Source organism: Phaeobacter sp. HS011, assembly GCF_018101215.1.
Lineage (GTDB): Bacteria > Pseudomonadota > Alphaproteobacteria > Rhodobacterales > Rhodobacteraceae > Phaeobacter > Phaeobacter inhibens.
On the sequence record NZ_JAGEUF010000003.1, the window covers coordinates 234,389 to 258,312 of the forward strand.

The window sequence follows — 23,924 nt, forward strand, 5'->3', positions numbered from 1 at the left end:
GCGACGTCGGAATGGCCCTTCTTACACTCACTGACCCGCAGCTGTGCTTTTTGTCGGAAGTAGAGAGGTGCAGGTCATGGATGGGCTAGCCAGCACCGTCGCCACGTGGTTTTGAGCTGATCCGGGGAGTGACTTCGCGACAGTGCCGACCCGTCAGCCTGTAATCCACCCGGAAAATACCAAAAAAGTCAGCAGCTTCCCGGGCTTCAACTTCTGCTAGCCGCCACACAGCCGAAGCTGCCTTATCGAGATCCGTTCTGTGACTGACACTTACTCTATGGAGATCAGCCCCACCGCACGGTCCGTTGACCGGCAGCAACTCAGCCTCTTTGAAGCAATCAGTAAAATTTGCGACCTTTACACGCCAGATGAATGCCAGAACTACTTTTGTTAGGCAGGGTATGTTTTAGAACTTAAGCGTCCAGTCTCAGTGACCCGATGCCCCTTCGCAACTCCTCTTAATTGCCTTGCTGAATAACTAGCTCAGCTAATCCTAGTTCCAAGGGGACTACCGGAGACCATCCCGGTAAAGGGGTACCGCCAGAAAATGGCTCCATAACCTCTTCAGGTCTGTAAGAATGTGCGCCCCAGTGCAAATCGGCTTCCCGGCCGACAATCTGCTCAAGCTTCTGGGCCAGCTCACGAATACTCAATCTGTTGCCGGAGACAGCAAAGTACTCTTGGTGCCCGGTCTTTGATTCAGATGATAGCAGGTGAACCGATGCCTGAATCAAGGCCTCGACAACATCATCAATGTGAATCAGGTCCAGTTTCTGCAGCCCTTCTGAAAGGCAAAGCGTCTGTCCATTGGCAATAGCCTTAGCCAACGACGGCAGCAATCTCGGACGCGGATCTCCAGCTCCGTAAATTACGGACGGTTTGATTGAGATTGCACGGGTAGGCACCGCATGAGTGTAATAGTTCAGCAGTTCAGTCACAGCACGCTTGCTCGCGGCATAAAGACTGGTTGGTGCGATCTTTCCGTCGCTGCTGTACTCTAGGTAAGTTCCAAGGTTAACGATGCGAAGCTCTCCAAGCTGCCGTCCAGCCTCAAACAATGTTGCAGCCAGTTGAACATTGCTTTGCAGCATCGTATCGATGTCGTCTGGACCGTGTGTTGTTTGAACCAAGCCAGCGCAATGGATCATTACGTCCGGGCGGAATTGACAGATTGTTTCAATAGTGTCAGCCGCACAACCAGTTGTTTCCAGTCGCTCAGCTCCTACGCAAAGCGCTATGTTCCGGTTATTTCGCATCAAACAGCCAGTTACGGCATTTATACGGCACAAACGCTCAAGAAGTTTGCCGCCCAGGAAACCTGTTGCCCCTGTCAGCAAAACCCTCTTTCCTTCAAGCGCATTCATAGCTTCAGTCTTCGGGTGTACTGGGTTATCTGCCCAGACACCATTTCTACCCGCTGCTCCAGGCTGCGGCAACTGTACCAGCTTGCTGTGAAGTCCATCATGCCTTGTAAGGATAGTGCCGGTTTCCAATCCAACAGCGCACGGGCGGCCGTGCTGTCCAGCGCCAAGAGCTGGGCTTCATGCGGCCCGCTCTCTGCAGCTGTTTTCCAGGAAAACTTCCCATGCATTTTGGCTGCAAGGCGGTCTGCCAAGTCGCCGACGGGAAGGGCGTCTCCATCCACGGGACCGAAATTCCACCCCTTTGAAAAGAGAGCCGGATCCTCTGCGCCTTTGTACGCCAGTTTCAAGTATCCTTGAAGGGGCTCGAGGACATGCTGCCAAGGGCGTACAGCCCGTGGATTCCTAATCTCCAGAGGTGATCCGGCCAGCATTGACCGCATGGCATCCGGGATCAACCGGTCTTCACTCCAATCTCCGCCACCGATCACATTCCCCGCCCGTGCGCTGCTGATGGACACGCCATGCTCGTCCGCGCGCTCTGTGGGAAAATAGGAATCTCGAAACGCGCTAGTAACCAGCTCCGCGCAGCCTTTGCTGCTCGAATATGGATCATGTCCACCCATCGGATCAATTTCGCGGTAGGCCCAAAGCTGTTCACGGTTTTCATAACATTTGTCGCTGCTAACAACCACAATGCTCCGCAGATCAGCTACAGAACGACAAGCATTCAATAGATGTGCCGTTCCCATGACATTCGTCGCGTAGGTTTCAACCGGGTTTTGGTAGGAGGCGCGAACCAAAGGCTGTGCAGCAAGGTGCAAAACAACCTCAGGATTGAAGGCCCGCAGGGATCTCTTGAGGGTTTCCTCGTCCCGGACATCTCCGATGAGATGATCAAGCCTGGCGCCTAGGCCCAGTTCTTCAAACAAAGGCTTGAACCCGTCGGGCACCTGGCCACTCTCGGGCGCTAAAGAAAACCCTCGGACTTCCGCACCGAGCATAAGAAGCCAATGGGCAAGCCAACTTCCCTTAAACCCTGTGTGCCCGGTCAGAAAAACTCTGCGCCCTTTCCAGAACGCACTTTGTGTCTCCCAGCTCATAACAGCAGGCTCCTTCAATGCAAGCTGAGCGATGGGCGGATCAGCGTACTACCGGTCGCCGGCTTCACAGGGTGCGGATCCCAAGTTTTCCAGGCGGCCCGGCCTTCGTTCCAGAGTTGTTCTAGGTGATTCTTATCTCTTAGGGTGTCCATGGGTTGCCAGAATCCGTCATGATGAAAAGCCGCCATCTGCCCCTGCGAAACAAGCCGCCGCATAGGACTATCCTCCCACATGTCAGCGTCTCCATCGATCACATCCAAGGCTTCCGGTTCGAGCACGAAAAAACCGCCATTGATCCGTCCGCCTTCCCCTTTCGGTTTCTCGACAAAACCGGCGACCCGGGTGTCGTCCAAATCAAGCAGTCCAAACCTGCCCGGAGGAGCAACCGCTGTAACTGTCGACTTCAGGCCGTGAGAGCGATGGAAGGAAACCAATTCCTCGATGTTGATATCCCCGACCCCGTCGCCGTAGGTCATACAAAATGTGCCATCGATCAAATGGGAAATTCTCTTCAGGCGGCCGCCGGTCATTGTGTGCTCGCCGGTGTCAATCAGGCTGATGCGCCAAGGCTCTACCGCTGCGCGGTGTACTTCGACAGAGCCGGATGACATATCAATAGTAACGTCGGAGGTCTGTAGAGCGTAATTGGCAAAAAACTCCTTGATGACGTATCCTTTGTAGCCGAGGCAGATCACAAAATCCGTGATACCAAAGGATGTGTAAATTTTCATGATATGCCACAGGATCGGACGGCCGCCGATTTCGACCATAGGCTTTGGTTTCAGGCTGGTTTCTTCTGAGAGACGGGTGCCCAGCCCGCCCGCGAGGATGACGGCTTTCATTCTACGGCAACCTTTGCAGATTGAAGTTGGTTTTTTGTGACCTTTGCGAGTGTATCCACCATGTAGTCTAAATGGTCACCGGACAGGCCCGGCCAGACACCGATCCAGAACGCGTCCGCCATGACCTTATCCGTCACGTCCAACGGCCCGCTCACGCGGTAGTTGGCCCGTGCGAAAGCAGGCTGGCGGATCAGATTGCCGGCAAAAAGCATCCGTGTCCCGACCTTCTGGTCCTCTAATGCGGCGGTTACATCGCGCCGTAGCAGCGGTACCCCATCCCGTATCGTCAGCAGGAATCCGAACCACGATGGATTTGTACCGGGGGTCGACTGAGGCAGGTGGTAATATTCATCCAGGCCAGCTCGTTTCATCCGCTCGGTTAGACCAATGAAATTCTTCCGCCTTATTTCAACGAAATCGTCCAATTTCCCAAGCTGGCTTAGCCCGACGGCCGCCTGCATGTCGGAAACTTTCAAATTGTATCCAATGTGGCTGTAAATATACTTGTGGTCGTAACCGTCCGGCAGGTCCCCGAGTTGCCAATCGAACCGTTTGCCACAGGTATTATCCTTCCCAGGCGCGCAATAGCAGTCCCGCCCCCAATCGCGGAAGCTTTCGCAAATGCGGGCTAGGCGGATGCTGTTCATCAATATGGCTCCGCCTTCACCCATAGTGATATGATGTGCGGGATAAAAGCTGAGTGTCGCTAGGTCTCCAAAGGTGCCGACCCCCTTTTCGGAGCCGTCCGGCATCAGAACGCTGGCGCCAAAGGCGTCGCAGCAATCTTCGATCAGGTAAAGGTCATGCGCTTTGCAAAGCTCTGAGATCCGGATGACATCGAATGGGTTGCCAAGGCTGTGTGCAATCATGATTGCGCGTGTATTAGAGGTAATTGCCGCTTCCACTAGATCGACATTCACATTGTGCGTCTCAAGATCGACATCCACAAAAACGGGTATGCAGCCGTTCTGGATGATCGGAGTCACAGTTGTCGGAAAGCCGGCTGCAACAGTGATGACTTCCGATCCTGGCTCGATCCGCTTTGATCCAAGTTTCCATGATGTCAGCGTCGAGAAGGCCAGCAGGTTCGCAGCCGAGCCGGACACCGTGAGTTTAGAAAGCTTCGTACCAAATTTGGCTGCCAGGCGATCTTCGAAACTGTCAGCATAACGTCCCGCTGTCAGCCACATGTCCAAGCCGGCGTCTATCAGGCTGGCACAATCTTCTCCGTCCAGTACTTTCCCTGACGGTGGAATGTAAGTCTCACCGGGCTGGAATTCAGGCAGCGGCTGAGCCTAAAAATAGGCCTTGGCATCTGCGACGATTTGTTCGCGGGATCTAACGTTCACATTCACTGACCTTCTGGCTGATGCTGCACCGGTTGAGAGACTTGTCATTTTAGTTGCAACATGCGGACTTCAGACCGCTGCATTTATGTTCAGCCATTAGTAATCCGAGTTTGGTTAATGTAATCTTTCCCGTAGCGCCAAACTTTCCTAATTTTTCATCACGCCGAAGGCTGTGGTGCCGGAGATTAGTCAAACGGTCATAGCTTCCTCAATTCTGGCCAGCACTTCTGTTTCATGCTGCAAGTCCTCGGGGATGAGCCTGCGGAGCCAAGCAGATTGCCCGAGGTAGTTGCCCATAAAGCCTCTTCGGGTAAGCTCGAAGCTTTCCCGGCTTAACAGTGCTTTTGAGGCAACCAGGTACTGCAGCAAGCCATAATAGACATTTACTTTGTTTTCCCAGGCACCATCATCGCCAACTTCTGCAGAGAAATAGTTGAGAGGGTAGTCAAAAAAAACAGCCTCTCCGCTTTCAACAGCGCACATGAAAGGAACCGCGTAGAGATGCAGAGTTCCTCTGAACGCGGGCAGCTGGTCTAGCAAGCCTGTAATGTGGCTGGATTTGTAGAGCATCCCCACATGCCTAGGCAAAAGCCCCAGGAACCGCCTGCGGAGCGCTTCGGGGTCATCGGTGAGAGCAGGCAAGTTGTAGGCTGCCGAGGAGATGGAGTATCGCATCTCCATACCATCAGGGCTATCTGTTTTATACTCGAAGTGATTAAAATGAACAGCTGCCTTGTCTTGCCGCGCCGCGACTTCGAGAAGATCCAGCGCATTGACCGGCCCGCAGTTAAATAGGTCGTCGTCGCTGCAGCTAAACACAAAATCAAAAGCCCCAGCATAATCCTTGTAGAAGTAGAACAGGTTGTCGTCGAAACCTGTTCCCTTGTTCAGGATGTAACGGTCGCAAAGCTGTTGGATGATGTCACTAGCTGGGTTATTCGGGTCGGAGTCCGTAACGAAAACGCTGTACTCTGCTTGTCCCATGTATGTTTCGCGCAGTTCCGCAAGCTGAGACAATAAACGCACGAGTTGAACATTCCGCCTATATGTCGGGATGACGATACATATCTTCACAGGGGGCTCCTCCACTCATTTTGAAACTTGATAGATTTTTAATATAGGTAGCTCGGCAAGCCTGAAAGGCGCTGCCGGGCCTTGCGGATCTGAGAGTAAATCGTGTGGCTACAACTAGGTCTTCTTCCTAGGAAGAAATCGTAAAAAAATCGTCTAAAGTCGTCGTTTGATGAGCCTACTATCAGCAATTCAGGATGGCTCTGTCGTGACAAAGTTCACTGATGTGAACAAGAACGCCGTTAGACCGCGCATGCAGCTAACTCTGCGCCAGTGGCGTCTCCTTGGTGATCGCTCTGGCAATAGAGCAAAGGAATAGCCAGCTCGACGAGTTTCGCTGCGTCATCAGTCACCGAGACCAGTTGCGTATAGGGGCGGTATCCTGCGCTACGACCTGCATCCATTGATATGGCGTGTCGCATCAGTAAACTTGTGCAGGTCAGCGGCGTATTCCCACACTAACCGGTATGGCCGGTTCGATGTCGATTTGGAAAAGAGGATCGACTTCGGAGCGATGGCCACATGACCAGCGTATCAAAGAAGAGCATACGCAAAAGAAGCAGCCGAAAGTAACAAATCAGAATGTCAGCTTCCAGAATTCGCCAGCTCTTGGGGCGGTACAAATGCACAAACTTCTTCGAGGCAATCGAGGTATTCTCGGAACCCCGCAGTCCCATTTTCAGAAAGGCGAGAGGCGGTATATGATCTCGCCTCGACAATGGATCGCGGTGCCCGCATCGACCGCTGTTTCAGCTCGGTTCTGGTACCCCGCGCCGCCCGCGCCAGCGGGTCAGTCACTGTTCAGCTCGGCGGCTTTTGGGGGAGATCTGATGGCCGAGGCCAAGGTCAACCTGACCGGCATCAGGCCCGAACTAGAAGGCGAATGGTTGATCACCAGCGTCACCCACCGCCTCGGCACCACACTCACAACCAGTTTCAAAGCAGAACGCGACAACGAGAAGGCCAAGACATGAACGTAAATCTGGACACTGAATGGTATCGCCGGGGCGGCACGCGCAGCTATGTCACCACGCGCGATCTGACCTGGAGCATTGGCAAGAAAGACAGCGGCTGGCTCTTGACCATCCCGGCAGGCCGCGAGTTTGAAAGCTCGGTTCCCGGCTGGCTGCATTGGCTGTTTTCCCCTGACGATCCCTATTTCCTGAAATCCGCCGTCATCCACGACACCCTGCTGGAAGAGGGTTATCGCGTGGCCTTTGCCGACAGCCAGTGGTTTGAGGCAGCACTAAGCGAACACGCCCCCGCCCTGCGCACCTGGGCCGCCTATGGCGCCATGCGCGCCCGCCGGTTCTGGAAATGGGCACTACGAATTCCCGCATGAAACCGGGAGGCAAAAGGGCGCTGACGCATCCTTTTGCACGGGGTCACGCTCTCACACTTGCCCCCGCCGACCAGCTCACACTTATGGCCGCCCCCTGCCCTCGCGAGGACACGGCCTCTTTGGAGTGATTCCACTTGGAGCTGCAAGACCTACGCTGCGGTGAATGCCGCAGATTGTTATTCAAAATCGAGCCTGGCGCCCTTAGCGGCACGCTCGCCATCAAGTGCCCCAGATGTAAGGCACACAATACCTTGAGGCCCGCGAGCCCTTTACCAGAGCGCCGAACAGATGAGCGCAATGGGAATAGCAAAGAGAATGCACAGCGCCACTTTCAAAACCACGACAGCCCGACCGGGCTTCAACATTCATCAGGGTGATGCCCTTTCATTCATGGATGGCCTCGCCACCGCCAGTGTAGGGGGGGTCTTTGCAGATCCACCCTATTCGTCAGGTGGTAGTCAAAGAATGGTAACCACCGCCTCTGGTCGAAAATACTGCGGAACCGGTAGCAGCAGCCGAGATCTTGCCGACTTCGCAGGAGAAACCATGGATCAACGCTCAAATCTCAGGTTCACGATTACCTGGCTCAGCTTGGCCCGCCGGGTTATTCAGCCTGGCGGGTACTTTGGGATCTTCTGCGACTGGCGGCAGCTTCCCCTTTTTACCGATGCCGCTCAAATTGCTGGTCTGCATTGGAAAGGAATAAGCGTATGGGACAAGACCGAAGGCACCCGACCCAATAAGGGCGCCTACCGGGCGCAATGCGAATACATCGTTTGGGGCACCAACGGGCCAAAGAGGAAGGATGCCAGGAAGATCTTGCCCGGTTGCTTCAGGAAATCGAATATCAGTCGGGACAAGCTGCACCAGACCCAAAAGCCGGTCGAAGTCATGGAGTGGCTCTTGGCTATTACTGATGATGACGCTGTGATCCTTGATCCGTTCATGGGAAGCGGCACAACAGGGATCGCCGCGATGAACACGGGCCGACCGTTTCTCGGCTGCGAGTTGGTCCCAGAGATCTATCGTATCGCTGAAAATCGGCTCACTGATCATGTGTCAGCTATCGCAGCCTAAACGTTCAACACCGTATTAAAGACCGTTTAAACGGGCAGTGGTTTCGACGGTTTTAAACGGTTGGCGGTCTCTGCCTTGCAGTTTTGCAAATTGAGCTGTCCGAAGCTGTCCCGCTCATCCGGCGGGGCAGCACACCGCCCCCGCAAACAGCAGGCCCCTAAAATACTATGCAGAGCCAGGATGTTGCGCTAAAGACGGGCAATATTTGAAGAACGGTTTGCTGCAACGGGAAGTGTCCGAGTTTGCAAACGGAAGTGTCCCGCTACACCCGCTACAGAAGTGTCCCGCTACAATCAAACACTTAAACCTAAGCAAACCCCCTTATGTGAAAAAGATTTACATTAAGCCTTGAAACCAAGCCCGGGGACTCCGATATTCCATAATGTGAAGCGCATTTACATAGACGCCGCACCTTGCAACGTTAACCTGGAGACCCCGATGACGAGTTATACCTCAACCGCCCCGCAGCCGTCCGAACAGGGCTGGTTTTCCCGCAGCGAATCCTGGCTGGACAGCAAGGGCAAAGGCGCCTGGATCGCAGCGATGGTCCTTGGCTTCGTGTTTTTCTGGCCGGTTGGCCTGGCCCTCTTGTTTTACATGATCTGGAGCAAACGTATGTTCTCAAAATCCTGCAGCACGCGCCGTAAATCCTGGGCCCGCCATGGCATGTCGGCGATGACCCCGTCCGGCAATAGCGCCTTTGACGCCTACAAAGCGGACACATTGCAGCGCCTGGAACAGGAGCAGCATGATTTCGAAGCCTTCCTGCAGCGCCTGCGCGCCGCGAAGGACAAATCCGAATTCGATGAGTTCATGCATGAGCGCGCGCTGCAGAACGACGATGAGGCTATCGAACTCGACGACGAGAATGACGACGACAGCGGCTCCCGTCGAAGCAAGCGTCACTGACCTCCGCCCCGCCCCCCGCCTCGCCCCGTCAGGGGCGGGGCAAATGCGCACCCAAACCGCCGCCGCCTCTCGCAGGCTACAGCCCCCAAAAAATATCCCGAGATAAAGCCAGAAGGAGGCTTTGATGACCGCCCTGCCCGACCCGGACTATCAGGCCGATTTTTACCAGTTTGTTGCCTCAAAACGCCTGTTCGCCTGGCTGATGGACAGCGTATTGATCACGCTTCTGGCCAGTGTCGCGGTGGTTTTCACCGCCTTCACCGGGCTGTTCATCTGGCCGTTACTCTATCTGGTCATCGGCTTCATCTACCGCGCAGTCACCATCGCAGCAGGCTCCGCCACCTGGGGGATGCTCATCGCAGGGATTGAGTTGCGGGACCTATCGGGGCGCAAGCTTGATGGCCAGGGTGCGTTGCTGCATACCGCCGGATATTCGATCTCAATGGCCTTTCCGGTGCTGCAGGTTATCTCCATCCTGATGATGCTGATGTCTGCGCGCGGTCAGGGGCTGACGGATGCGGTGCTTGGCACGGTGATGCTGAACCGGCGCAGATAACCGGCAAGCTGAGCTACAGGACATTGGCCCAAAAACGCGGACCCAAACAGACAATCAAAATCTGTAAACCTTAATCGAAACTGGCCTCTTGGCGCATGGCGGCGGCGTTGCTATCATCGAAGCCAACCTAGTGGCCAGAGTGCCCCGCTCTGTCAGCGCACCAGCGCGACAACGGGGCTTTTTGCGCCAAGACCAAACGGACACCCACCCGCCTGATGCGCCATACTCTGCCGATTGCCCCACAGTTCTACGTGACTGCGCCGCAGCCCTGCCCCTATCTGGCAGATCGGATGGAGCGTAAGCTGTTCACCGCACTTCAGGGCGACGGGGTTGAGCAGCTTAACAACAGCCTATCACAACAGGGCTTTCGCCGTTCCCAGAATGTCCTCTATCGGCCGTCCTGCTCGGACTGCTCCGCCTGCCTGTCGGCCCGGATCAATGTTGCCGACTTCAAAGCGAGCCGTGGTCAGAAACGAACTCTGCGACGCAATTCCGAACTGGAGCGGCGCGCCACCTCTCCCTGGGCGACGGAAGATCAATACGCGCTGTTCCGCACCTATCTGGACAGCCGCCATGCCGATGGCGGGATGGCCGATATGGATGTCTTTGAATACGCTGCCATGATCGAAGAAACGCCGATCCGCAGTCGGGTGGTGGAATACAATCATCGCGAGACCAATGCGCTGACCGCCGTATCGCTCACCGATGTGCTCGAGGATGGGCTGAGCATGGTCTATTCCTTCTACCAGCCCGATCTGCCACAGAACTCGCTTGGCACGTTCATGATCCTAGATCATATCGAAATCGCGCGTGAGGCCGGGTTGCCTTATGTTTACCTCGGCTATTGGGTCCCGGGCAGCGCCAAGATGGGCTACAAGGCGAAGTTCACCGGACTTGAGGTCTATCACCGCGGTGCCTGGCAGCCGATGACTGACCCCGACGCCTTCGACGACACGGCGCATCCCCTGTCGACCGATCCGATCGCAGAACAGGTCGCCAATATCCACCTGCCGGATTCGCGCAACCACAGCAGGTAACACGGTGCAGACCCTCCACGCCGTCACCCTTGTGATCCCCGACTACGACGAGGCGATTGCGTTCTATTGCGGGACGCTTGGCTGGCAACTGGCCGAGGACATTGACCAGGGGCGCAAACGTTGGGTGCGGATCCTGCCGCCCGGCGCCAGCCAAGGCAGCCTCATTCTGGCACGCGCAGACAGCGCTGCGCAGCAGGCAATTATTGGCAATCAATTTGGTGGGCGCGTCGGATTGTTCCTGTGCACCGACGATTTCACCCGCGATCACGCCGCGATGCTGGCCGCAGGTGTCAGGTTCGAGGAGGCGCCGCGCCACGAACCCTATGGCTGCGTCGCTGTTTGGCGCGACCCATTCGGCAATCGCTGGGATCTACTTCAGCTTACCTGAGCAGGCGCGCGCACCCGTCTTCTGGTCTGAAATATGCCATGGTGATTGCCCCCAGGGCGCAGAGAGACAGCGCCCCTCCACAACATCCTGCAGGCATAAGAAAGGGCCCTCCGCGTGGAGGGCCCTTTGATCTGACGATTGAGACGAGATCAGTTTGGCATCAGCGCCGGCACGATGGTCACGATCGACGGGAACATCCAAAGGATTCCCAGACCAACCACCTGGATCAGCACAAACGGCAGGACCCCACGGTAGATATGCGCCGTTGTCACCTCTTTTGGGGCCACCCCACGCAGATAGAACAGCGCAAAGCCAAAGGGAGGCGTCAGGAACGACGTCTGCAGGTTCACTGCCACCATGATGGTCACCCACTTCGGATCGAAAGACCCGCCATAGATCACCGGCCCCACAATGGGGATCACGATGTAGATGATCTCAAGGAAGTCCAACACGAACCCAAGAATGAACAGCACCACCATCACGATCAAAAAGACCTTCAACTCGCTGTCAAAGCTCTTCAGGAACTGCTGGATATAATGCTCCCCTCCAAAGGAGATCACCACAAGGTTCAACAGCTGCGAGCCGATCAGGATGGTGAACACCATCGATGTGACCTTGGCCGTCTCGCGCACGACCGGGGTCAGAACCCCGCCCTTGAACAGCACCCAGCAGCCATACAGCAGACCAAACAGCGCGAACAGATAGGCCCCGTAGGCCACGCCAAAGGCGATGACCGTTTCGGCTGACACGCCGCTACGACCGTTGATGCGCAGGTCAAAGTTCACGCCCACCAGAATACAGATTGCCACCGCAAAGGTTGCCCAGATGATGATCTTGCCGGATTTGCCCTGATCCTGAAGCTTGCGGTAGGCCGCCAGCATAATGGCGCCACCTGCCCCCAGCGCCGCAGCCGGCGTCGGGTTGGTAATACCGCCCAGAATGGACCCCAGCACCGCAACGATCAGAATCAGCGGCGGGAATACGACACGGATCAGATCGTTTCTGGCACTGCGCCCCGCAGCGACCCTGCACCCGTAAAGGGCCAGAAGCGTCGGCAGCGCGATCAGCAGAACGGTGATACCCGGGCTGGTGGTCGGAGCAATTGCCACAACATCTACCAACGCGATCAGCAGAACACCAATCGCACCAAGGATCAGCGGCTTGGGATCAGACGAAGGCGAGACGCCACGCCCCACAGCCAGAACCAGCCCCATCAGAACCATCAGCACGGTCAGACCGGTGCCGATTGGCGCTGCGGCGTCAATCTTGGCGATCTTGGCAGCTTCCAGCTCTTCCTCTGTCAGCTTGGTTGCTTGGGTCACGCCGCCAGCCGCATCAATCGCGTCCTGTTCGGTAACCGCCGCGTCCCAGGCCTCCTGACCATGCAGGTCAATCATCGCCGCCTTGCACTGATCACCAACGTTGGTACGCAGCGCTGCGGTCTGACCTGCATCGGAGAAGGCCGAAACATTGACGTTCTGGCTGCCGATCAGGTTCACCTGGCCAAGCAACATAGCACCTGCAATCAGCGCGACCGGTACACCAAGGAACCAGGTCAGGCCTTCCCCACGGGTGATCGGCTCGCCGGTGCCGCCTTCCAGAACCACCGCAGGGGCTTTTTCCGGATTCAGCAATGCATAGCCAAAGGCATACAGGGCATAGAGCAATGCTAGCATGATGCCCGGCAACAGTGCCGCCTGAAACAGGGTGCCGACCGACACAACCGCAGGCTCCCCCAGATAGGTCAGCGCGTCAGAACAACCGAACTCCTGCGCGCGGGCTTCCTGCGCGGTGGAGTAGAGATCCCCCGCCAGGGTGCCCAGCAGAACGATCACGATCGACGGCGGAATAATCTGGCCGAGTGTCCCGGAGGCCGCAATCACCCCTGTCGCCAGCTCTGGCGAATAGTTGTTGCGCAACATGGTTGGCAGCGCCAGCAGGCCCATGGTCACAACGGTTGCGCCCACGATCCCAGTTGAGGCTGCCAAAAACGCGCCCACAACCACAATCGATACCGCCAGACCGCCGGGCAGCGGGCCAAAGACGCGCGCCATGGTGGTCAGAAGATCATTGGCGATCTTGGAGCGTTCCAGCGTGATCCCCATCAGAACAAACATCAGCACGGCCAGCAGGGTCTCAATCGACGCCCCCGCCAGAACACGTTCGTTCATCCGGTTCACAATGAAGGAGATGTTGCGGTCCATCGCAACTTCCCAGCCTTGTGGGAAGACGGCCTCGGCGACGCGTGGCAGGTCGGGGTATCGGAAGACCGAAACAGAATCCGGCTTCACGCCGGAATTCACCAGATCCCGATAGACCTGCGACGAGGTGTCGATGGCCTGGTGAACAAGGATCCCGGCGCTGTCTAGCGCCGCAATGATCCCGAAGGAGATGACCCCGGCTCCCCCGATGGCAAAGGCCACCGGAAAGCCGGAAAGAATACCGCCAAAAAGGCAGAAGAAGACAATGATCAGGCCGATTTCAACGCCATCAAGTCCGAATAGCATGGGGGCTGTCCCTTATTTAATGCGCGCCTTCATAGGCTTCTTCACCTTCACCAAGGCTGTCCTTGTCGAGGTGTTTATTCTCACTGCCGGGGCCTTCCACGAACTCAAGGAACGAGCGGTAGAAAAACGCGATGGCATGCAGGAAGACGATACCGGCGAAGATCACCAGCAGGATCTTGAACAGGAAATACCCGTTGAACCCGTTGGGGCTGAAACCGATGGTTTCCACATTCCAGCGCAGGGCCCGTGACTTCATCACCAGCCGGTCCAGAGTGTCAGAGGCGGAGGGTTTTGGCACGATCAGATGGCGCCACAGGAAGAACCAGCCATACATCCACGTCAGCACCGCGGCAGGCATCATGAAGATCAGCGATCCCAGCATGTCCACAACGCGTTTGGCGCGGAAGCTGATACCGGAATAGATCAGATCCACCCGCACATGACCGCCCTGTACGAACGTGTACGTCACGCAAAGACAGACCACCAAAGCATTGTAAAGCTTCAGTTCTTCCGCAAACCAGCTGATGTCTTTTTCCAGCGCGATGCCCAGACCAAAGCTCATATCCGGGCGCGCAAACACCCGCTGCATGAACACGATCACAATCTGCTGCAGTACCATCAGCAGGCCCGCCCAGGCAAACAGTCGACCCAGCGTGTTGGCAAAGCCCTCCAGCCCGCGCACGACACCCCACATGATGGAATGGCGATAGATGCCGACAGCCGTCAGCACCAGAAACGCGGTAAACACCACAAAGAAGAACTCAACCGACCCGCCATAGTAGACAAACCGCATGACGGAGGCCTTGTCCGACCAATCGAGCCAGAGCTGCGGGTTGGCGACGGCATAGCCGAAATTATAAAAGGCGCCCGCGATGTTCTGGACCAGCCAGATCAGGCCGCCCAGTAAGGCTCCAAAAAAGGAAACGCCACTTTCGTCCTGCATTTTTCCCTCGAATAAATGCGTGCAGCGCAGGCCTTTTGATTGTCATCTTTGGGATAAAATCAGGCGCGCACGGATCATTGGACCCGATGGGCATAGATGGTCACGACCATCCCTGCCGGCTGCAATTGCGAAAGGATCCCCCGCCGCTGCGGAGGATCCGATTGAAACCACTCGAAGAGGGTTAGCCCAGAACGCGGTCGCGCTGAACGCGATAGGCACCTTCGGATTTGGTAATCCAGCCGGAGGAGGCCTTCATGGACTCTTCGACGCTGCCGCGGATTTTCGCGAACAGCTCATCGCCCATGAACTCGTCCAGGGTTTCCTTGGTCGCGGAACCGAAGGCATCCCAGACGCTGTCAGGGAATTCCAGGGTCTTCACGCCGCCGGACTGCAGGCGCTGCAGCGCTGCACCGTTGTTGTTCATGAACTGCGCCAGGCTCCACTGGTGGCCAGCGGCGGACGCCATTTCAATGACCTTCTGGTGCGCGGGCGACAGGCCTTCAAAGACGTCACGGTTGGTGGCAACCGACAGCGCCGCGCCCGGCTCGTGGAAGCCAGCGGTGTAGTAGGTCTTGGTGATTTCCTGGAAACCGGCTTTCTCGTCCGCCCAGGGGCCAATCCACTCGGTGCCGTCAATCGCGCCGGAGGACAGCGCCTGATACACTTCAGAACCAGGGATGTTCTGCACGGAGGCGCCCAGTTTACCCAGAGCCTTGCCGCCCAGACCTGGCATCCGGAATTTCAGGCCGTTGAAATCTTCGGGGCCCTTGATTTCCTTGTTGTACCAGCCGCCGGCCTGCGGGCCGGTGTTGCCGCCGATGAAGGACTTGAGGCCGAAAATCTGGCCCAGTTCGTCATGCAGCGCATGGCCGTCGCCATGGTAGTACCAGTTGGTCAGTTCCTGCGGAGTCATGCCAAAAGGCACGGCGGTGAAATAAGCATAGCCCGGGTGCTGGCCGGTGAAATAATAGTCGGCACCATGGTACATGTCGGCCTGGCCTGCGGTCACGGCGTCGAACACTTCGAACGCGCCGACCAGCTCGCCTGCGGCCTTCACATCAACGGTCAGGTCGCCACCGGACATGGCAGTGATGGCATCGGCAACATACTGCGCCGAGTCATGCACGCCTGCGAGGCCACGACCCCAGGTGGTGACCATGGTCAGGGTGCGCTTACCCTGTGCATAGGCTGGTGCGGCCAGAGTGGTTGCTGCAGCGGCGCTGCCCCCCAGCGCGGATGTCTTCAAAAAGGAACGACGATCCATAGGTTTCTCCTCCCATTTAATTGGATTGCCTTGGGTCTGCGCCCAAGGCGGGTCTTGTCGAGTGGGGCAAGCCTAGCCGCACCCTGCGTCATGTGAATACCTACTACTGCGTAGAAAACCGCAATTTGGCCAAATTTTTTGGCCAAAATCCGGGCAGGCTGTGACTGCGGCGCGGAGGCGTCGGACTTTCGTGCGGTGACCGCACCAATGGGGGCTTTGATTCTCAAATCGGATTGCGTAACGATTCGACCATGCGTCTGATCCCCGATTTCCTGCGACCGAACTACGCCCAGAAACTCTCTCTGCTGGCCACCTTGCCGCTGATTGTCGCCGGGGCGGCCATTGCGGTTCTGGTCGCCATACAGTCCCGCGCGCTTGCCGAACGGGAAATCAAGGCGCTGGAACAGCAGCTGTTGCAGGCCAAGAAGGCCGAACTGCGCAATTATGTGACCCAGGCCCGCAACGGGTTCTCGCATATCTACGGGCTGGCCGCGCCCGATGACGAAGAGGCCAAAGAAAAAGTAACCCAGATCCTCAGCGCGATGATCTACGACCGGGACGGGTTCTTCTTTGTCTATGATTACGACGGCACCAATCTGGTTAGCCCACGGCAAACCGAATATATCAACAAGAATTGGCGCGGTCTGACCGACAGTCGCGGCACGCCCGTGGTGGATGAATTCATCCACCTGGCCCGTCAGGGGGCCGGCTGGCACACTTTCATGTGGGAAAAACCCTCCACCGGCGAAGAGGCGCAGATGGTGGCCTATGTACTAGGGCTACAGGACTGGCGGTGGGCGATCGGAACCGGGGTGTTTATTGACGATGTGCTGGCCTCTGTCGCGGCCTCCCGCGCCGAGGTTGAGACCCGAATTCGCCGCACCTTCTATTATATCGGCGGCATCACCCTCTTTGCGCTGGGTCTGGTCTTTGCCTCCGGCATGGTGCTGAACATTCGCGAACGCCGATTGGCCGATGCCAAGCTGAAAGAACTGACCCAGCGGGTCTTTGACGCCCAGGAAGAGGAACGCGGCCGCGTCGCGCGCGAGCTGCACGACGGGATCAGCCAGCTTCTGGTCGGGGTGCGCTACGCTCTGGACAATGCCCGCAGGCGACTGTCACGCGGCGACTTCGACCATGTCGATGCCCCGTTGAACAAGGGGATTTCACATCTGGGTACTGCCATCACCGAGGTCCGCCGCATCAGCCGCGACCTGCGCCCCGGTGTGCTGGATGATCTGGGTCTGGGACCGGCGCTGAAGGCGCTGACCGATGACTTTGCCACCCGCACCGGCATTGAGACGCGGTTCAGCACCGTGGTGTTCCGCAACCGTCTGGACGCGGATGCCAAGATCGCGCTCTACCGGATTGCGCAGGAGGCGCTGACCAATATCGAACGCCACGCCGAGGCCACCGAGGTCAGCATGGACCTGCGTGGCCATGCCCGCGGTGCTACCATGCGGATCACCGATAATGGCCGCGGCCTCCCACCAGTGCAGGACCGCGGTGGGCCGGGTATCGGGCTGCGCAATATGCAGGAACGGATCGAACAGCTTGACGGCACCCTCAGGATTTTGTCATCACGGGGCACGCAAAGTGGCACGGTGATTGAGGTTCTGCTGCCGCTGAGCCATCTTCTGCCGCCCGGAGACGCGGCCAACGCGACCTCCAAACGGGTGTCCTGAGCCAAACCGCGCCCTGCCCGATCTGCCATCGCAGCATAGGGCAACAGGAACCGCACAAGCCACATGAGGGGCGATCATGCCAAACACCATTCGCGTTCTGATCGTAGACGATCACCCAATGGTCGCCGAGGGCATTCAGTCCATCCTCGAAAGCTATGACGACATCGAAGTGGTGGGCATTCCCAGCAATGGCGAAGAGGCCGTGACCGAGGCCCGCGCGCTGAAACCGGATGTGATCCTGATGGATCTGAACATGCCGAAACTGGGCGGGCTGAGTGCGACAGAAATCATCCTGGAACAATCCCCCGCCACCCGTATCCTTATTCTGTCGATGCACGACAGTCCGGAATATATCTCCAGCGCGCTGGCCCATGGCGCCATGGGTTATGTGCTGAAAGATGTCCCAACCGAAGAGATCCGTCAGGCCATCGACACCGTGATGCGCGGCGAGACCTATCTCTGCACCGGTGCCGAAGGCTCGCTGAAGCCCAAAGATGATCCTGACCGTGAGGCGCTCACAGGGCGCGAGCAGACCATCCTGCTGGAGCTGGCTCAGGGCAAATCCAACAAGGATGTGGCCTTGGCATTGGATATTTCAGTGCGCACCGTGGAGACCCATCGCAAGAACATCAAACGCAAGCTTGGCATCTCTTCCACCGCAGGGCTGACACGCTATGCACTGGAACATGGTGTGCTGCAGGGCACCGGTCACAGTTTCTGACCCGCCCGCCGGTGATGTCGCATAAAGGCTCCTCGTAACGCTGCATTGCAGCAGAAATATCGAAAAATTAGGTCCACAGCCGGACATATCGTCGACGAAAGACGCCTGAGATCAATCAAAACACCGGGGCTGGCCTGCCCCGAATTGGGAAATCAGGACCGAAATGGCACGGTTCACACCGCCCAAAACCGTAATAATGTCGCCGCGCCGCACATTGGCGCAATAAAATGTCCCAAACTGGGGTGTTTTCGGTTCATTTCCCTGTTGACGCCCCCCGCCACCGGTCCTAAGGTCCGCTTCAACGCTAAAGGAGCCAAGACGATGAAAATCCTAGTCGTAGTCGTAGGAACCACGCGCATGGGCCGGTAACGGTACACCATAATCGAACCCATGCGCCTCCGACCAGAAATCGGGGGCTTTTTTTATGCGAAACAGAACGATGCCGCCAATTGGAGCTAAAGCAGATGAAACGTGAGATGACCGGCGCAAAAATGGTTGTTCAGGCCCTGAAGGATCAGGGGGTGGACACGGTCTTTGGCTATCCCGGCGGTGCTGTTCTGCCGATTTATGACGAGATCTTTTTGCAGAATGATATCCGGCACATTCTGGTGCGCCACGAACAGGGCGCGGTGCACGCCGCCGAGGGCTATGCCCGCTCCACCGGCAAGCCCGGTGTTGTTCTGGTGACCTCTGGCCCCGGTGCCACCAATGCGGTGACCGGCCTCACAGACGCCTTGCTCGACTCCATTCCGCTGGTGGTTCTGACCGGCCAGGTGCCGACCTTCATGATCGGCTCCGACGCCTTTCAGGAAGCAGACACCGTGGGCATCACCCGCCCCTGTACCAAACACAACTGGCTGGTGAAGGACACCGAGAAGCTGGCAGGTACCCTGCATGAGGCCTTCCACGTGGCCACTGCCGGCCGCCCCGGTCCGGTACTGATCGACATCCCGAAGGATGTGCAGTTTGCCACCGGCACCTATCAGGGTCCCAAACCCGCCGCGTCGCATTACCAGCCGCCAGTAAAGGGCGATCTGGAGGCCATCACCGAGCTGGTCGCTGCGATGGAAACCGCCAAGCGCCCGGTGTTCTACACCGGCGGCGGTGTCATCAACTCCGGCCCCGGCGCCAGCCAGCTGCTGCGCGAACTCGCCGAAGCGACGGGCATTCCGGTGACCTCGACCCTGATGGGTCTCGGCGCCTATCCGGCCTCCGGCAAAAACTGGCTGGGGATGCTGGGCATGCACGGGTTGTATGAGGCCAATATGGCGATGCATGATTGCGATCTGATGATCAATATCGGCGCGCGGTTTGATGACCGCATCACCGGCCGCCTTGATGCCTTCAGCCCGAATTCAACCAAGGCGCATATTGATATCGACCCCTCGTCGATCAACAAGGTGATCCGCGTGGATATCCCGATTGTCGGCGACATCGGCCATGTGCTTGAAGATGTTCTGAAGGTTTGGAAAAGCCGCGGCCGCAAGGTGGACAGCGCCGCCATTGCCAAATGGCAGGAACAGATCACTGAGTGGCGCGATATCCGCTGCCTCGCCTACACCGGCTCTGAAACCACCATCAAACCGCAATACGCTCTCGAACGGCTTGAGGCCCTGACGAAGGACCGCAATCGCTATATCACCACCGAAGTGGGCCAGCACCAGATGTGGGCGGCGCAATACCTCGGCTTTGAAGATCCCAATCGTTGGATGACCTCCGGTGGTCTTGGCACTATGGGCTACGGCACGCCAGCTTCTATTGGGGTGCAGGTGGCACACCCGGACGCGCTGGTGATCAACGTCGCGGGCGAAGCGTCCTGGTTGATGAACATGCAGGAGATGGGCACTGCCGTACAATACCGCCTGCCGGTGAAACAGTTCATTCTGAACAATGAACGCCTCGGCATGGTGCGCCAGTGGCAGGAACTGCTGCATGGCGAACGCTACAGCCATTCCTGGTCAGAAGCGCTGCCCGATTTCGTGAAACTCGCCGAGGCTTTCGGGGCCAAGGGCATCATCTGCAAGGATCCCAAGGATCTGGACGATGCGATCATGGAAATGCTCGACTACGACGGGCCGGTGATCTTTGACTGTCTGGTGGAAAAGCACGAAAACTGCTTCCCGATGATCCCCTCGGGCAAGGCACATAACGAGATGCTGCTGGGCGAAGCCGAAACCCAAGGCGTCATCCAATCCGGCGGCGCGGTGCTGGTCTGATCAATGTCCGGAAAGCACTCACTCATCAGCTTACCTTTGGTCGCGGTCGCACTGACTGCCTTATCGGCATGTGCGCCGCAACCTTACGGTGTCAGAGAGACTGTGCACATGTTTAACAGCGACAAGTATTCCGCCGTAGACATCAGGGATTCATTCAAGGGGAACACTGTTCTCTTCAATGACAGTAGTCATGGCACCCAGATCGAGTACTTTGCGCCCGATGGTCGCGCCTACCTTTGGTATCCCGGCAACACAAGAGCGGTCCAGGGCCTCTGGAAAGTGCAAAAAGAGCCGAAGAAGGTAGCGCAGATTTGCTTCATGTACCCACAAAGCTCATACAACCCAACAACGAAACAACGTGGAGGCAAGTGGGAATGTAACTTTCAAGTTATTGTCTCCGATACCGCCAAAGCAGTCGTGGCTGGAGACCCATTCAGCCTAGGAACAGGGCGCATACCAGTTCCTCTCCCTAAAGAACGTACTTTGTCTTTAGATCAGGTGGTTGCGATGACCCCTAGAGACGAGAATTTAAAATATCTCTACAAAAGGAGATAGACGAATGTCTGCCCTACACATCAAAAAAGGCTCCACCAGCCACTCCGCCTATAACCTACGTCCGAATTTCTCGGATGTTCAGGAACGCCACACCATCACCATTCTGGTGGAAAACGAACCCGGCGTTCTGGCCCGCGTCATTGGCCTGTTCTCCGGTCGCGGCTACAATATCGACAGCCTCACCGTGGCTGAGGTCGACCACACCGGTCATCTGTCGCGCATCACCATTGTCACCACCGGGACCCCGCAGGTGATTGAGCAGATCAAGGCGCAGCTGGGTCGGATCGTGTCCGTGCATGAGGTCACCGATCTCACCGTGGCAGGTCCCTTTGTCGAGCGTGAATTGGCCATCGTGAAAGTGGTCGGCGAGGGAGAAAAACGCGTCGAGGCGATGCGCCTGGCCGAGATTTTCCGCGCGAAGGTGGTCGATACCACGCTCAACAGTTTCATTTTCGAACTGACCGGCGCACCGGACAAAATCGACGCCTTTGCAGAGATGATGCGGCCCTTGGGGCTGACCAAAATCGCCCGCACCGGTGTCGCAGCGCTGCTGCGCGGCAACTGATCAGATCCGCTGAAATACCAGATAGGGGTTGCGTCCGCGCGGCCCCTTTTTGCTGGACAAACCTAGGTACTGACGGCACCTGACCCAAGGCCACATAATGGCTTGCGGCGCCCGTGCGTCCCGAGCGTTAACCGCTGCGCCGCTTTGCCTGCGCGCGGGCTTCCCTTGCCTTCTTATCCGGAAAAGAGACCACTGTCGCACCGCCGGTTGGGCGGGGATCCGACACATCGTGGAGGCTATTCTGCGACGGCCCATACTCCTGCCGCTCCGCCTCCTCAGCGGTGGGATATAGCGGATCGCGGCGCGCATCTTCCCAAGACATGACAGTTGCATTGGACCGGGACTTCGGCGGGTACAGATTGGCCTCATGCTCTGCCCGGACCAGTTTGGCGGCCAACTCCGGGCTCTGGCTTTCCTCGATGAGGCGCAGATCGCAGGCCAACCGCAGGGCGCCTTTCGTCTCGACCTGAAATGCCACGCAATCCCCCTTGCTGAGCACTACCGGCTCATCCAGAGAGGTCCAGCGATAGTAGACCAGATCCCCGTGATCTTCACACCAGATCACAGCCTGCCGTAGGTCGTAGTCGGTCCACAGAACGACACCAATCATATCATACCTCACATTGGACCCGACCCATTCTGAGATAAATCATGCTGGAGGAACACCAAAAACATCTGAAAAAACCTGTACCAATTTGTGTCGGTTTGCGCAGAATTGATGCTATGTAGCGTCAGCTTCGCGACTATTATCTACAAATGGGATATGCCTTCCCTTGGGTAACCGCAAGATCTGGTATTAACCCCACTTACCAACATAGAGGAGACCTTCGTGAGCCAGCCCAGCCAGCCCGACCGATCCCCTGCCGAGCTGCGCAATATGTTTGGTGCCAACCTGCGGCAACTGGCCAGGGATTACCCATCGATATCAGAACTGTCGCGGCGTCTGGGCATCAACCGAACGCAGTTCAACCGATACCTGACCGGTGAGAGCTTTCCACGGCCCGATGTTCTGGACAGGATCTGCAATTTCTTTGATGTGGATGCCCGCATCCTGCTGGACCCGGTCGCGCAGCTCTCCTGCAAGGGACAAATCCTGCAGGGACCATTTCTGAACGATTTTCTGGGTCCCGGCGTCACCAATATGACCGAAGCGTTTTTTCCGTCCGGCCTTTACCAGTTTCTACGCCGCAGCTTCGTGCGGACGGATCGCTACATTCTGGGGCTGGTGCGGGTATTTCGCAGCGAAGGTATCACCTATATCCGCGGCTACGAGGCAAAATCCGCCATGCGCTATCAGGGACTGCCAGCCGATGCGAAATCCCGTGAATTTCGTGGCTACGCCTCGGCCTATGATGATGGGGTCGCCTTCACGTTGGCGCGGCGCGGCGGGCGCACCTCATCCTTCAACTATCTGGCCAACGTGCCTGCGATGGAGGCCAATGTCTGGGCCGGCTATGTCGCACGCACCAGCCGCGAAAGCGAGACCGCAGATCGCGTCACGCGTATGGTCTATGAATATCTGGGGCAGAACCACGGTGTCATCCTGCGCACGGCGCGACGGGCAGGATTTGTCGAACAACACGAACTCAGCCCCTTTCAGCAGCGGTTGCTGGGTGTCGGCACCCGGTTCAGATAAGAGAGGTGCCGCCGCTCCTCAGGTCCGCGCCGCGATCAGCCGGTAGACATGCCAGCTGGCGTGGCCCAGCAGCGGCAGCACCAGCAGCAAACCCAGAAACCCCGGGAGCATCGCCACGAATGTTGCCGCAGCAATACCCGCCGCCCAGAGGATCATCAGCACAAAATTGCTCTGCACATAGGAAAAACTGGTGATCATTGCAGTGACAAAATCCACCTCGCGATCCAGCAAGAGCGGCAGCGACAGCACCGTAATCATATAAAGGAGCAGTGCAAAAATCGCACCAACCGCACTGCCCACAGCCAGCATGGTCACCCCGTTCGCGGTCAGGAACACCTCCGGCGAGCTGGAGATATTGGTCATTGTGGAATGTCCCAGAAACAGCGCAAAAATCATGTGTCCGAGGAAGAACCAGAACAGGAATACGATGATGATAATGGCGCAGATCGACGGTAGCTGACGACGACTTTGCTGCCAGACCACCCCCAATATGGCGCCAAACCCCAGCGCTTCCCCCTGCTCCAGTCGATGCGACACCTCATAAAGCCCGACCGCCGCAAACGGCCCGATCAGCGGAAACCCGATCGCCGCCAGCACCAGCCAGAAGGTGGTGCCAGTCGCCACGGTGATCCAGGCCATGATCCATCCCGCCAGCACATAAACGCTGGCGAAAAACAACCCGTAGCCCGGTTTGGCACGAAAATCCTCCCAGCCGTGCCGCAACGCCTGTCCCAGCGTTGCCAGCGTCATCGGCTGCAAATCGGGCACTCCAAAGGCTTTTTCTTCCATGCGGGGTC

General features: G+C 57.2%; 24 protein-coding genes. 14 read left to right on the forward strand and 10 right to left on the reverse strand.

Translation table 11 applies throughout. The annotated features are described in order from the left end of the window. Positions 1–458: 458 nt before the first annotated feature. The 5 genes from J4721_RS07080 to J4721_RS07100 form a co-directional block, all read right to left on the reverse strand. Positions 459–1,364 carry an NAD(P)-dependent oxidoreductase gene (locus tag J4721_RS07080; RefSeq protein WP_211002399.1) on the reverse strand — a complete coding sequence of 302 codons (906 nt, stop codon included), beginning with the start codon at positions 1,362–1,364 and terminating at the stop codon, positions 459–461. Further along, the gene (gene rfbG / locus J4721_RS07085) at positions 1,361–2,464 is read right to left on the reverse strand and encodes a CDP-glucose 4,6-dehydratase (protein WP_027247099.1); all 1,104 of its coding nucleotides are present in this window, start codon (positions 2,462–2,464) and stop codon (positions 1,361–1,363) included. Before rfbG ends, J4721_RS07080 begins: the two co-directional genes overlap by 4 nt. Before the next feature lie 14 nt (positions 2,465–2,478). Further along, positions 2,479–3,306, reverse strand: coding sequence for a glucose-1-phosphate cytidylyltransferase (gene rfbF / locus J4721_RS07090; RefSeq protein WP_102858751.1), 828 nt, complete (start codon positions 3,304–3,306; stop codon positions 2,479–2,481). Beyond that, a complete protein-coding gene (rfbH, locus tag J4721_RS07095) occupies positions 3,303–4,592 on the reverse strand; it encodes a lipopolysaccharide biosynthesis protein RfbH (RefSeq protein WP_211002495.1) in 1,290 nt (429 codons plus the stop codon). Before rfbH ends, rfbF begins: the two co-directional genes overlap by 4 nt. Positions 4,593–4,844: 252 nt before the next feature. Next, on the reverse strand, positions 4,845–5,729 hold the full coding sequence (locus J4721_RS07100; protein WP_371816061.1) for a hypothetical protein: 885 nt from the start codon (positions 5,727–5,729) through the stop codon (positions 4,845–4,847). Between the two features lie 476 nt (positions 5,730–6,205). On the opposite strand from J4721_RS07100, the gene J4721_RS19720 reads away from it, so the two are divergent. The 8 genes from J4721_RS19720 to J4721_RS07140 all read left to right on the forward strand — a co-directional run bounded on the left by J4721_RS19720 (position 6,206) and on the right by J4721_RS07140 (position 11,035). Then, the gene (locus J4721_RS19720; RefSeq protein ID WP_247655929.1) at positions 6,206–6,700 is read left to right on the forward strand and encodes a hypothetical protein; all 495 of its coding nucleotides are present in this window, start codon (positions 6,206–6,208) and stop codon (positions 6,698–6,700) included. Further along, positions 6,697–7,068 (forward strand): DUF1353 domain-containing protein, encoded by a 372-nt coding sequence (locus J4721_RS07110; RefSeq protein ID WP_211002398.1) that lies wholly within the window; start codon positions 6,697–6,699, stop codon positions 7,066–7,068. Before J4721_RS19720 ends, J4721_RS07110 begins: the two co-directional genes overlap by 4 nt. Before the next feature lie 173 nt (positions 7,069–7,241). After that, a complete protein-coding gene (locus tag J4721_RS19905; protein WP_371816063.1) occupies positions 7,242–7,445 on the forward strand; it encodes a hypothetical protein in 204 nt (67 codons plus the stop codon). Continuing rightward, a complete protein-coding gene (locus tag J4721_RS07120) occupies positions 7,357–8,145 on the forward strand; it encodes a site-specific DNA-methyltransferase (protein ID WP_247655931.1) in 789 nt (262 codons plus the stop codon). The genes J4721_RS19905 and J4721_RS07120 overlap by 89 nt, the downstream gene beginning before the upstream one ends. Positions 8,146–8,583: 438 nt before the next feature. After that, the gene (locus tag J4721_RS07125) at positions 8,584–9,054 is read left to right on the forward strand and encodes a DUF2852 domain-containing protein (protein ID WP_102854854.1); all 471 of its coding nucleotides are present in this window, start codon (positions 8,584–8,586) and stop codon (positions 9,052–9,054) included. A 124-nt stretch (positions 9,055–9,178) separates the two neighbouring features. Further along, complete coding sequence (locus J4721_RS07130; RefSeq protein ID WP_102854855.1) at positions 9,179–9,610, forward strand: RDD family protein; 432 nt, start codon at positions 9,179–9,181, stop codon at positions 9,608–9,610. Positions 9,611–9,825: 215 nt separating this feature from the next. Next, positions 9,826–10,647, forward strand: coding sequence for an arginyltransferase (locus J4721_RS07135; protein WP_014875016.1), 822 nt, complete (start codon positions 9,826–9,828; stop codon positions 10,645–10,647). 4 nt (positions 10,648–10,651) lie between these two features. Next, positions 10,652–11,035: a VOC family protein gene (locus tag J4721_RS07140; protein WP_061047839.1), complete on the forward strand. Its 384-nt coding sequence runs from the start codon at positions 10,652–10,654 to the stop codon at positions 11,033–11,035. Between the two features lie 149 nt (positions 11,036–11,184). Here J4721_RS07140 and J4721_RS07145 read toward each other — a convergent pair whose 3' ends face one another. The 3 genes from J4721_RS07145 to J4721_RS07155 all read right to left on the reverse strand — a co-directional run bounded on the left by J4721_RS07145 (position 11,185) and on the right by J4721_RS07155 (position 15,749). After that, positions 11,185–13,542, reverse strand: a complete 2,358-nt coding sequence (locus tag J4721_RS07145; protein ID WP_102854856.1) for a TRAP transporter large permease subunit — start codon at positions 13,540–13,542, stop codon at positions 11,185–11,187. A 16-nt stretch (positions 13,543–13,558) separates the two neighbouring features. After that, the gene (locus tag J4721_RS07150) at positions 13,559–14,485 is read right to left on the reverse strand and encodes a TRAP transporter small permease subunit (RefSeq protein ID WP_014875019.1); all 927 of its coding nucleotides are present in this window, start codon (positions 14,483–14,485) and stop codon (positions 13,559–13,561) included. Positions 14,486–14,666: 181 nt separating this feature from the next. Next, on the reverse strand, positions 14,667–15,749 hold the full coding sequence (locus J4721_RS07155; protein WP_014875020.1) for a TRAP transporter substrate-binding protein: 1,083 nt from the start codon (positions 15,747–15,749) through the stop codon (positions 14,667–14,669). Between the two features lie 251 nt (positions 15,750–16,000). On the opposite strand from J4721_RS07155, the gene J4721_RS07160 reads away from it, so the two are divergent. The 5 genes from J4721_RS07160 to ilvN all read left to right on the forward strand — a co-directional run bounded on the left by J4721_RS07160 (position 16,001) and on the right by ilvN (position 21,491). Then, positions 16,001–17,434: a cache domain-containing protein gene (locus J4721_RS07160; RefSeq protein WP_014875021.1), complete on the forward strand. Its 1,434-nt coding sequence runs from the start codon at positions 16,001–16,003 to the stop codon at positions 17,432–17,434. 76 nt (positions 17,435–17,510) lie between these two features. Continuing rightward, a complete protein-coding gene (locus tag J4721_RS07165; RefSeq protein WP_014875022.1) occupies positions 17,511–18,155 on the forward strand; it encodes a response regulator transcription factor in 645 nt (214 codons plus the stop codon). A 464-nt stretch (positions 18,156–18,619) separates the two neighbouring features. Next, entirely contained in the window at positions 18,620–20,371 is a 1,752-nt protein-coding gene (locus J4721_RS07170; RefSeq protein WP_014875023.1) for an acetolactate synthase 3 large subunit, read from the forward strand. A 108-nt stretch (positions 20,372–20,479) separates the two neighbouring features. Then, positions 20,480–20,926: a hypothetical protein gene (locus tag J4721_RS07175; protein WP_102883656.1), complete on the forward strand. Its 447-nt coding sequence runs from the start codon at positions 20,480–20,482 to the stop codon at positions 20,924–20,926. 4 nt (positions 20,927–20,930) lie between these two features. Beyond that, positions 20,931–21,491 (forward strand): acetolactate synthase small subunit, encoded by a 561-nt coding sequence (gene ilvN / locus J4721_RS07180; protein WP_014875024.1) that lies wholly within the window; start codon positions 20,931–20,933, stop codon positions 21,489–21,491. Positions 21,492–21,618: 127 nt separating this feature from the next. On the opposite strand, the gene J4721_RS07185 is transcribed toward ilvN, so the two are convergent. Then, a complete protein-coding gene (locus tag J4721_RS07185; protein ID WP_014880357.1) occupies positions 21,619–22,101 on the reverse strand; it encodes a hypothetical protein in 483 nt (160 codons plus the stop codon). 219 nt (positions 22,102–22,320) lie between these two features. Between J4721_RS07185 and J4721_RS07190 the strand changes: the two genes are divergently transcribed. Further along, positions 22,321–23,127: a helix-turn-helix domain-containing protein gene (locus tag J4721_RS07190; RefSeq protein WP_014880358.1), complete on the forward strand. Its 807-nt coding sequence runs from the start codon at positions 22,321–22,323 to the stop codon at positions 23,125–23,127. An 18-nt stretch (positions 23,128–23,145) separates the two neighbouring features. Here the strand turns inward: J4721_RS07190 and J4721_RS07195 are convergent, their stop codons facing one another. Then, positions 23,146–23,916, reverse strand: a complete 771-nt coding sequence (locus J4721_RS07195) for a DUF2189 domain-containing protein (RefSeq protein ID WP_102854859.1) — start codon at positions 23,914–23,916, stop codon at positions 23,146–23,148. Positions 23,917–23,924: the final 8 nt, after the last annotated feature.

Bases quoted from the DNA above. Each gene is read 5' to 3' on its own strand.
- J4721_RS07130 (WP_102854855.1), top strand. From the start codon at position 9,179: ATGACCGCCCTGCCCGACCCGGACTATCAGGCCGATTTTTACCAGTTT.
- J4721_RS07125 (WP_102854854.1), top strand. From the start codon at position 8,584: ATGACGAGTTATACCTCAACCGCCCCGCAGCCGTCCGAACAGGGCTGG.
- J4721_RS07165 (WP_014875022.1), top strand. From the start codon at position 17,511: ATGCCAAACACCATTCGCGTTCTGATCGTAGACGATCACCCAATGGTC.
- J4721_RS07160 (WP_014875021.1), top strand. From the start codon at position 16,001: ATGCGTCTGATCCCCGATTTCCTGCGACCGAACTACGCCCAGAAACTC.
- J4721_RS07175 (WP_102883656.1), top strand. From the start codon at position 20,480: ATGTTTAACAGCGACAAGTATTCCGCCGTAGACATCAGGGATTCATTC.
- J4721_RS07155 (WP_014875020.1), bottom strand. From the start codon at position 15,749: ATGGATCGTCGTTCCTTTTTGAAGACATCCGCGCTGGGGGGCAGCGCC.
- J4721_RS07170 (WP_014875023.1), top strand. From the start codon at position 18,620: ATGAAACGTGAGATGACCGGCGCAAAAATGGTTGTTCAGGCCCTGAAG.
- J4721_RS07080 (WP_211002399.1), bottom strand. From the start codon at position 1,364: ATGAATGCGCTTGAAGGAAAGAGGGTTTTGCTGACAGGGGCAACAGGT.
- ilvN (WP_014875024.1), top strand. From the start codon at position 20,931: ATGTCTGCCCTACACATCAAAAAAGGCTCCACCAGCCACTCCGCCTAT.
- J4721_RS07110 (WP_211002398.1), top strand. From the start codon at position 6,697: ATGAACGTAAATCTGGACACTGAATGGTATCGCCGGGGCGGCACGCGC.
- J4721_RS07185 (WP_014880357.1), bottom strand. From the start codon at position 22,101: ATGATTGGTGTCGTTCTGTGGACCGACTACGACCTACGGCAGGCTGTG.
- J4721_RS19720 (WP_247655929.1), top strand. From the start codon at position 6,206: ATGTCGATTTGGAAAAGAGGATCGACTTCGGAGCGATGGCCACATGAC.
- J4721_RS07120 (WP_247655931.1), top strand. From the start codon at position 7,357: ATGAGCGCAATGGGAATAGCAAAGAGAATGCACAGCGCCACTTTCAAA.
- J4721_RS07135 (WP_014875016.1), top strand. From the start codon at position 9,826: ATGCGCCATACTCTGCCGATTGCCCCACAGTTCTACGTGACTGCGCCG.
- J4721_RS07195 (WP_102854859.1), bottom strand. From the start codon at position 23,916: ATGGAAGAAAAAGCCTTTGGAGTGCCCGATTTGCAGCCGATGACGCTG.
- J4721_RS07150 (WP_014875019.1), bottom strand. From the start codon at position 14,485: ATGCAGGACGAAAGTGGCGTTTCCTTTTTTGGAGCCTTACTGGGCGGC.
- rfbF (WP_102858751.1), bottom strand. From the start codon at position 3,306: ATGAAAGCCGTCATCCTCGCGGGCGGGCTGGGCACCCGTCTCTCAGAA.
- J4721_RS07145 (WP_102854856.1), bottom strand. From the start codon at position 13,542: ATGCTATTCGGACTTGATGGCGTTGAAATCGGCCTGATCATTGTCTTC.
- rfbG (WP_027247099.1), bottom strand. From the start codon at position 2,464: ATGAGCTGGGAGACACAAAGTGCGTTCTGGAAAGGGCGCAGAGTTTTT.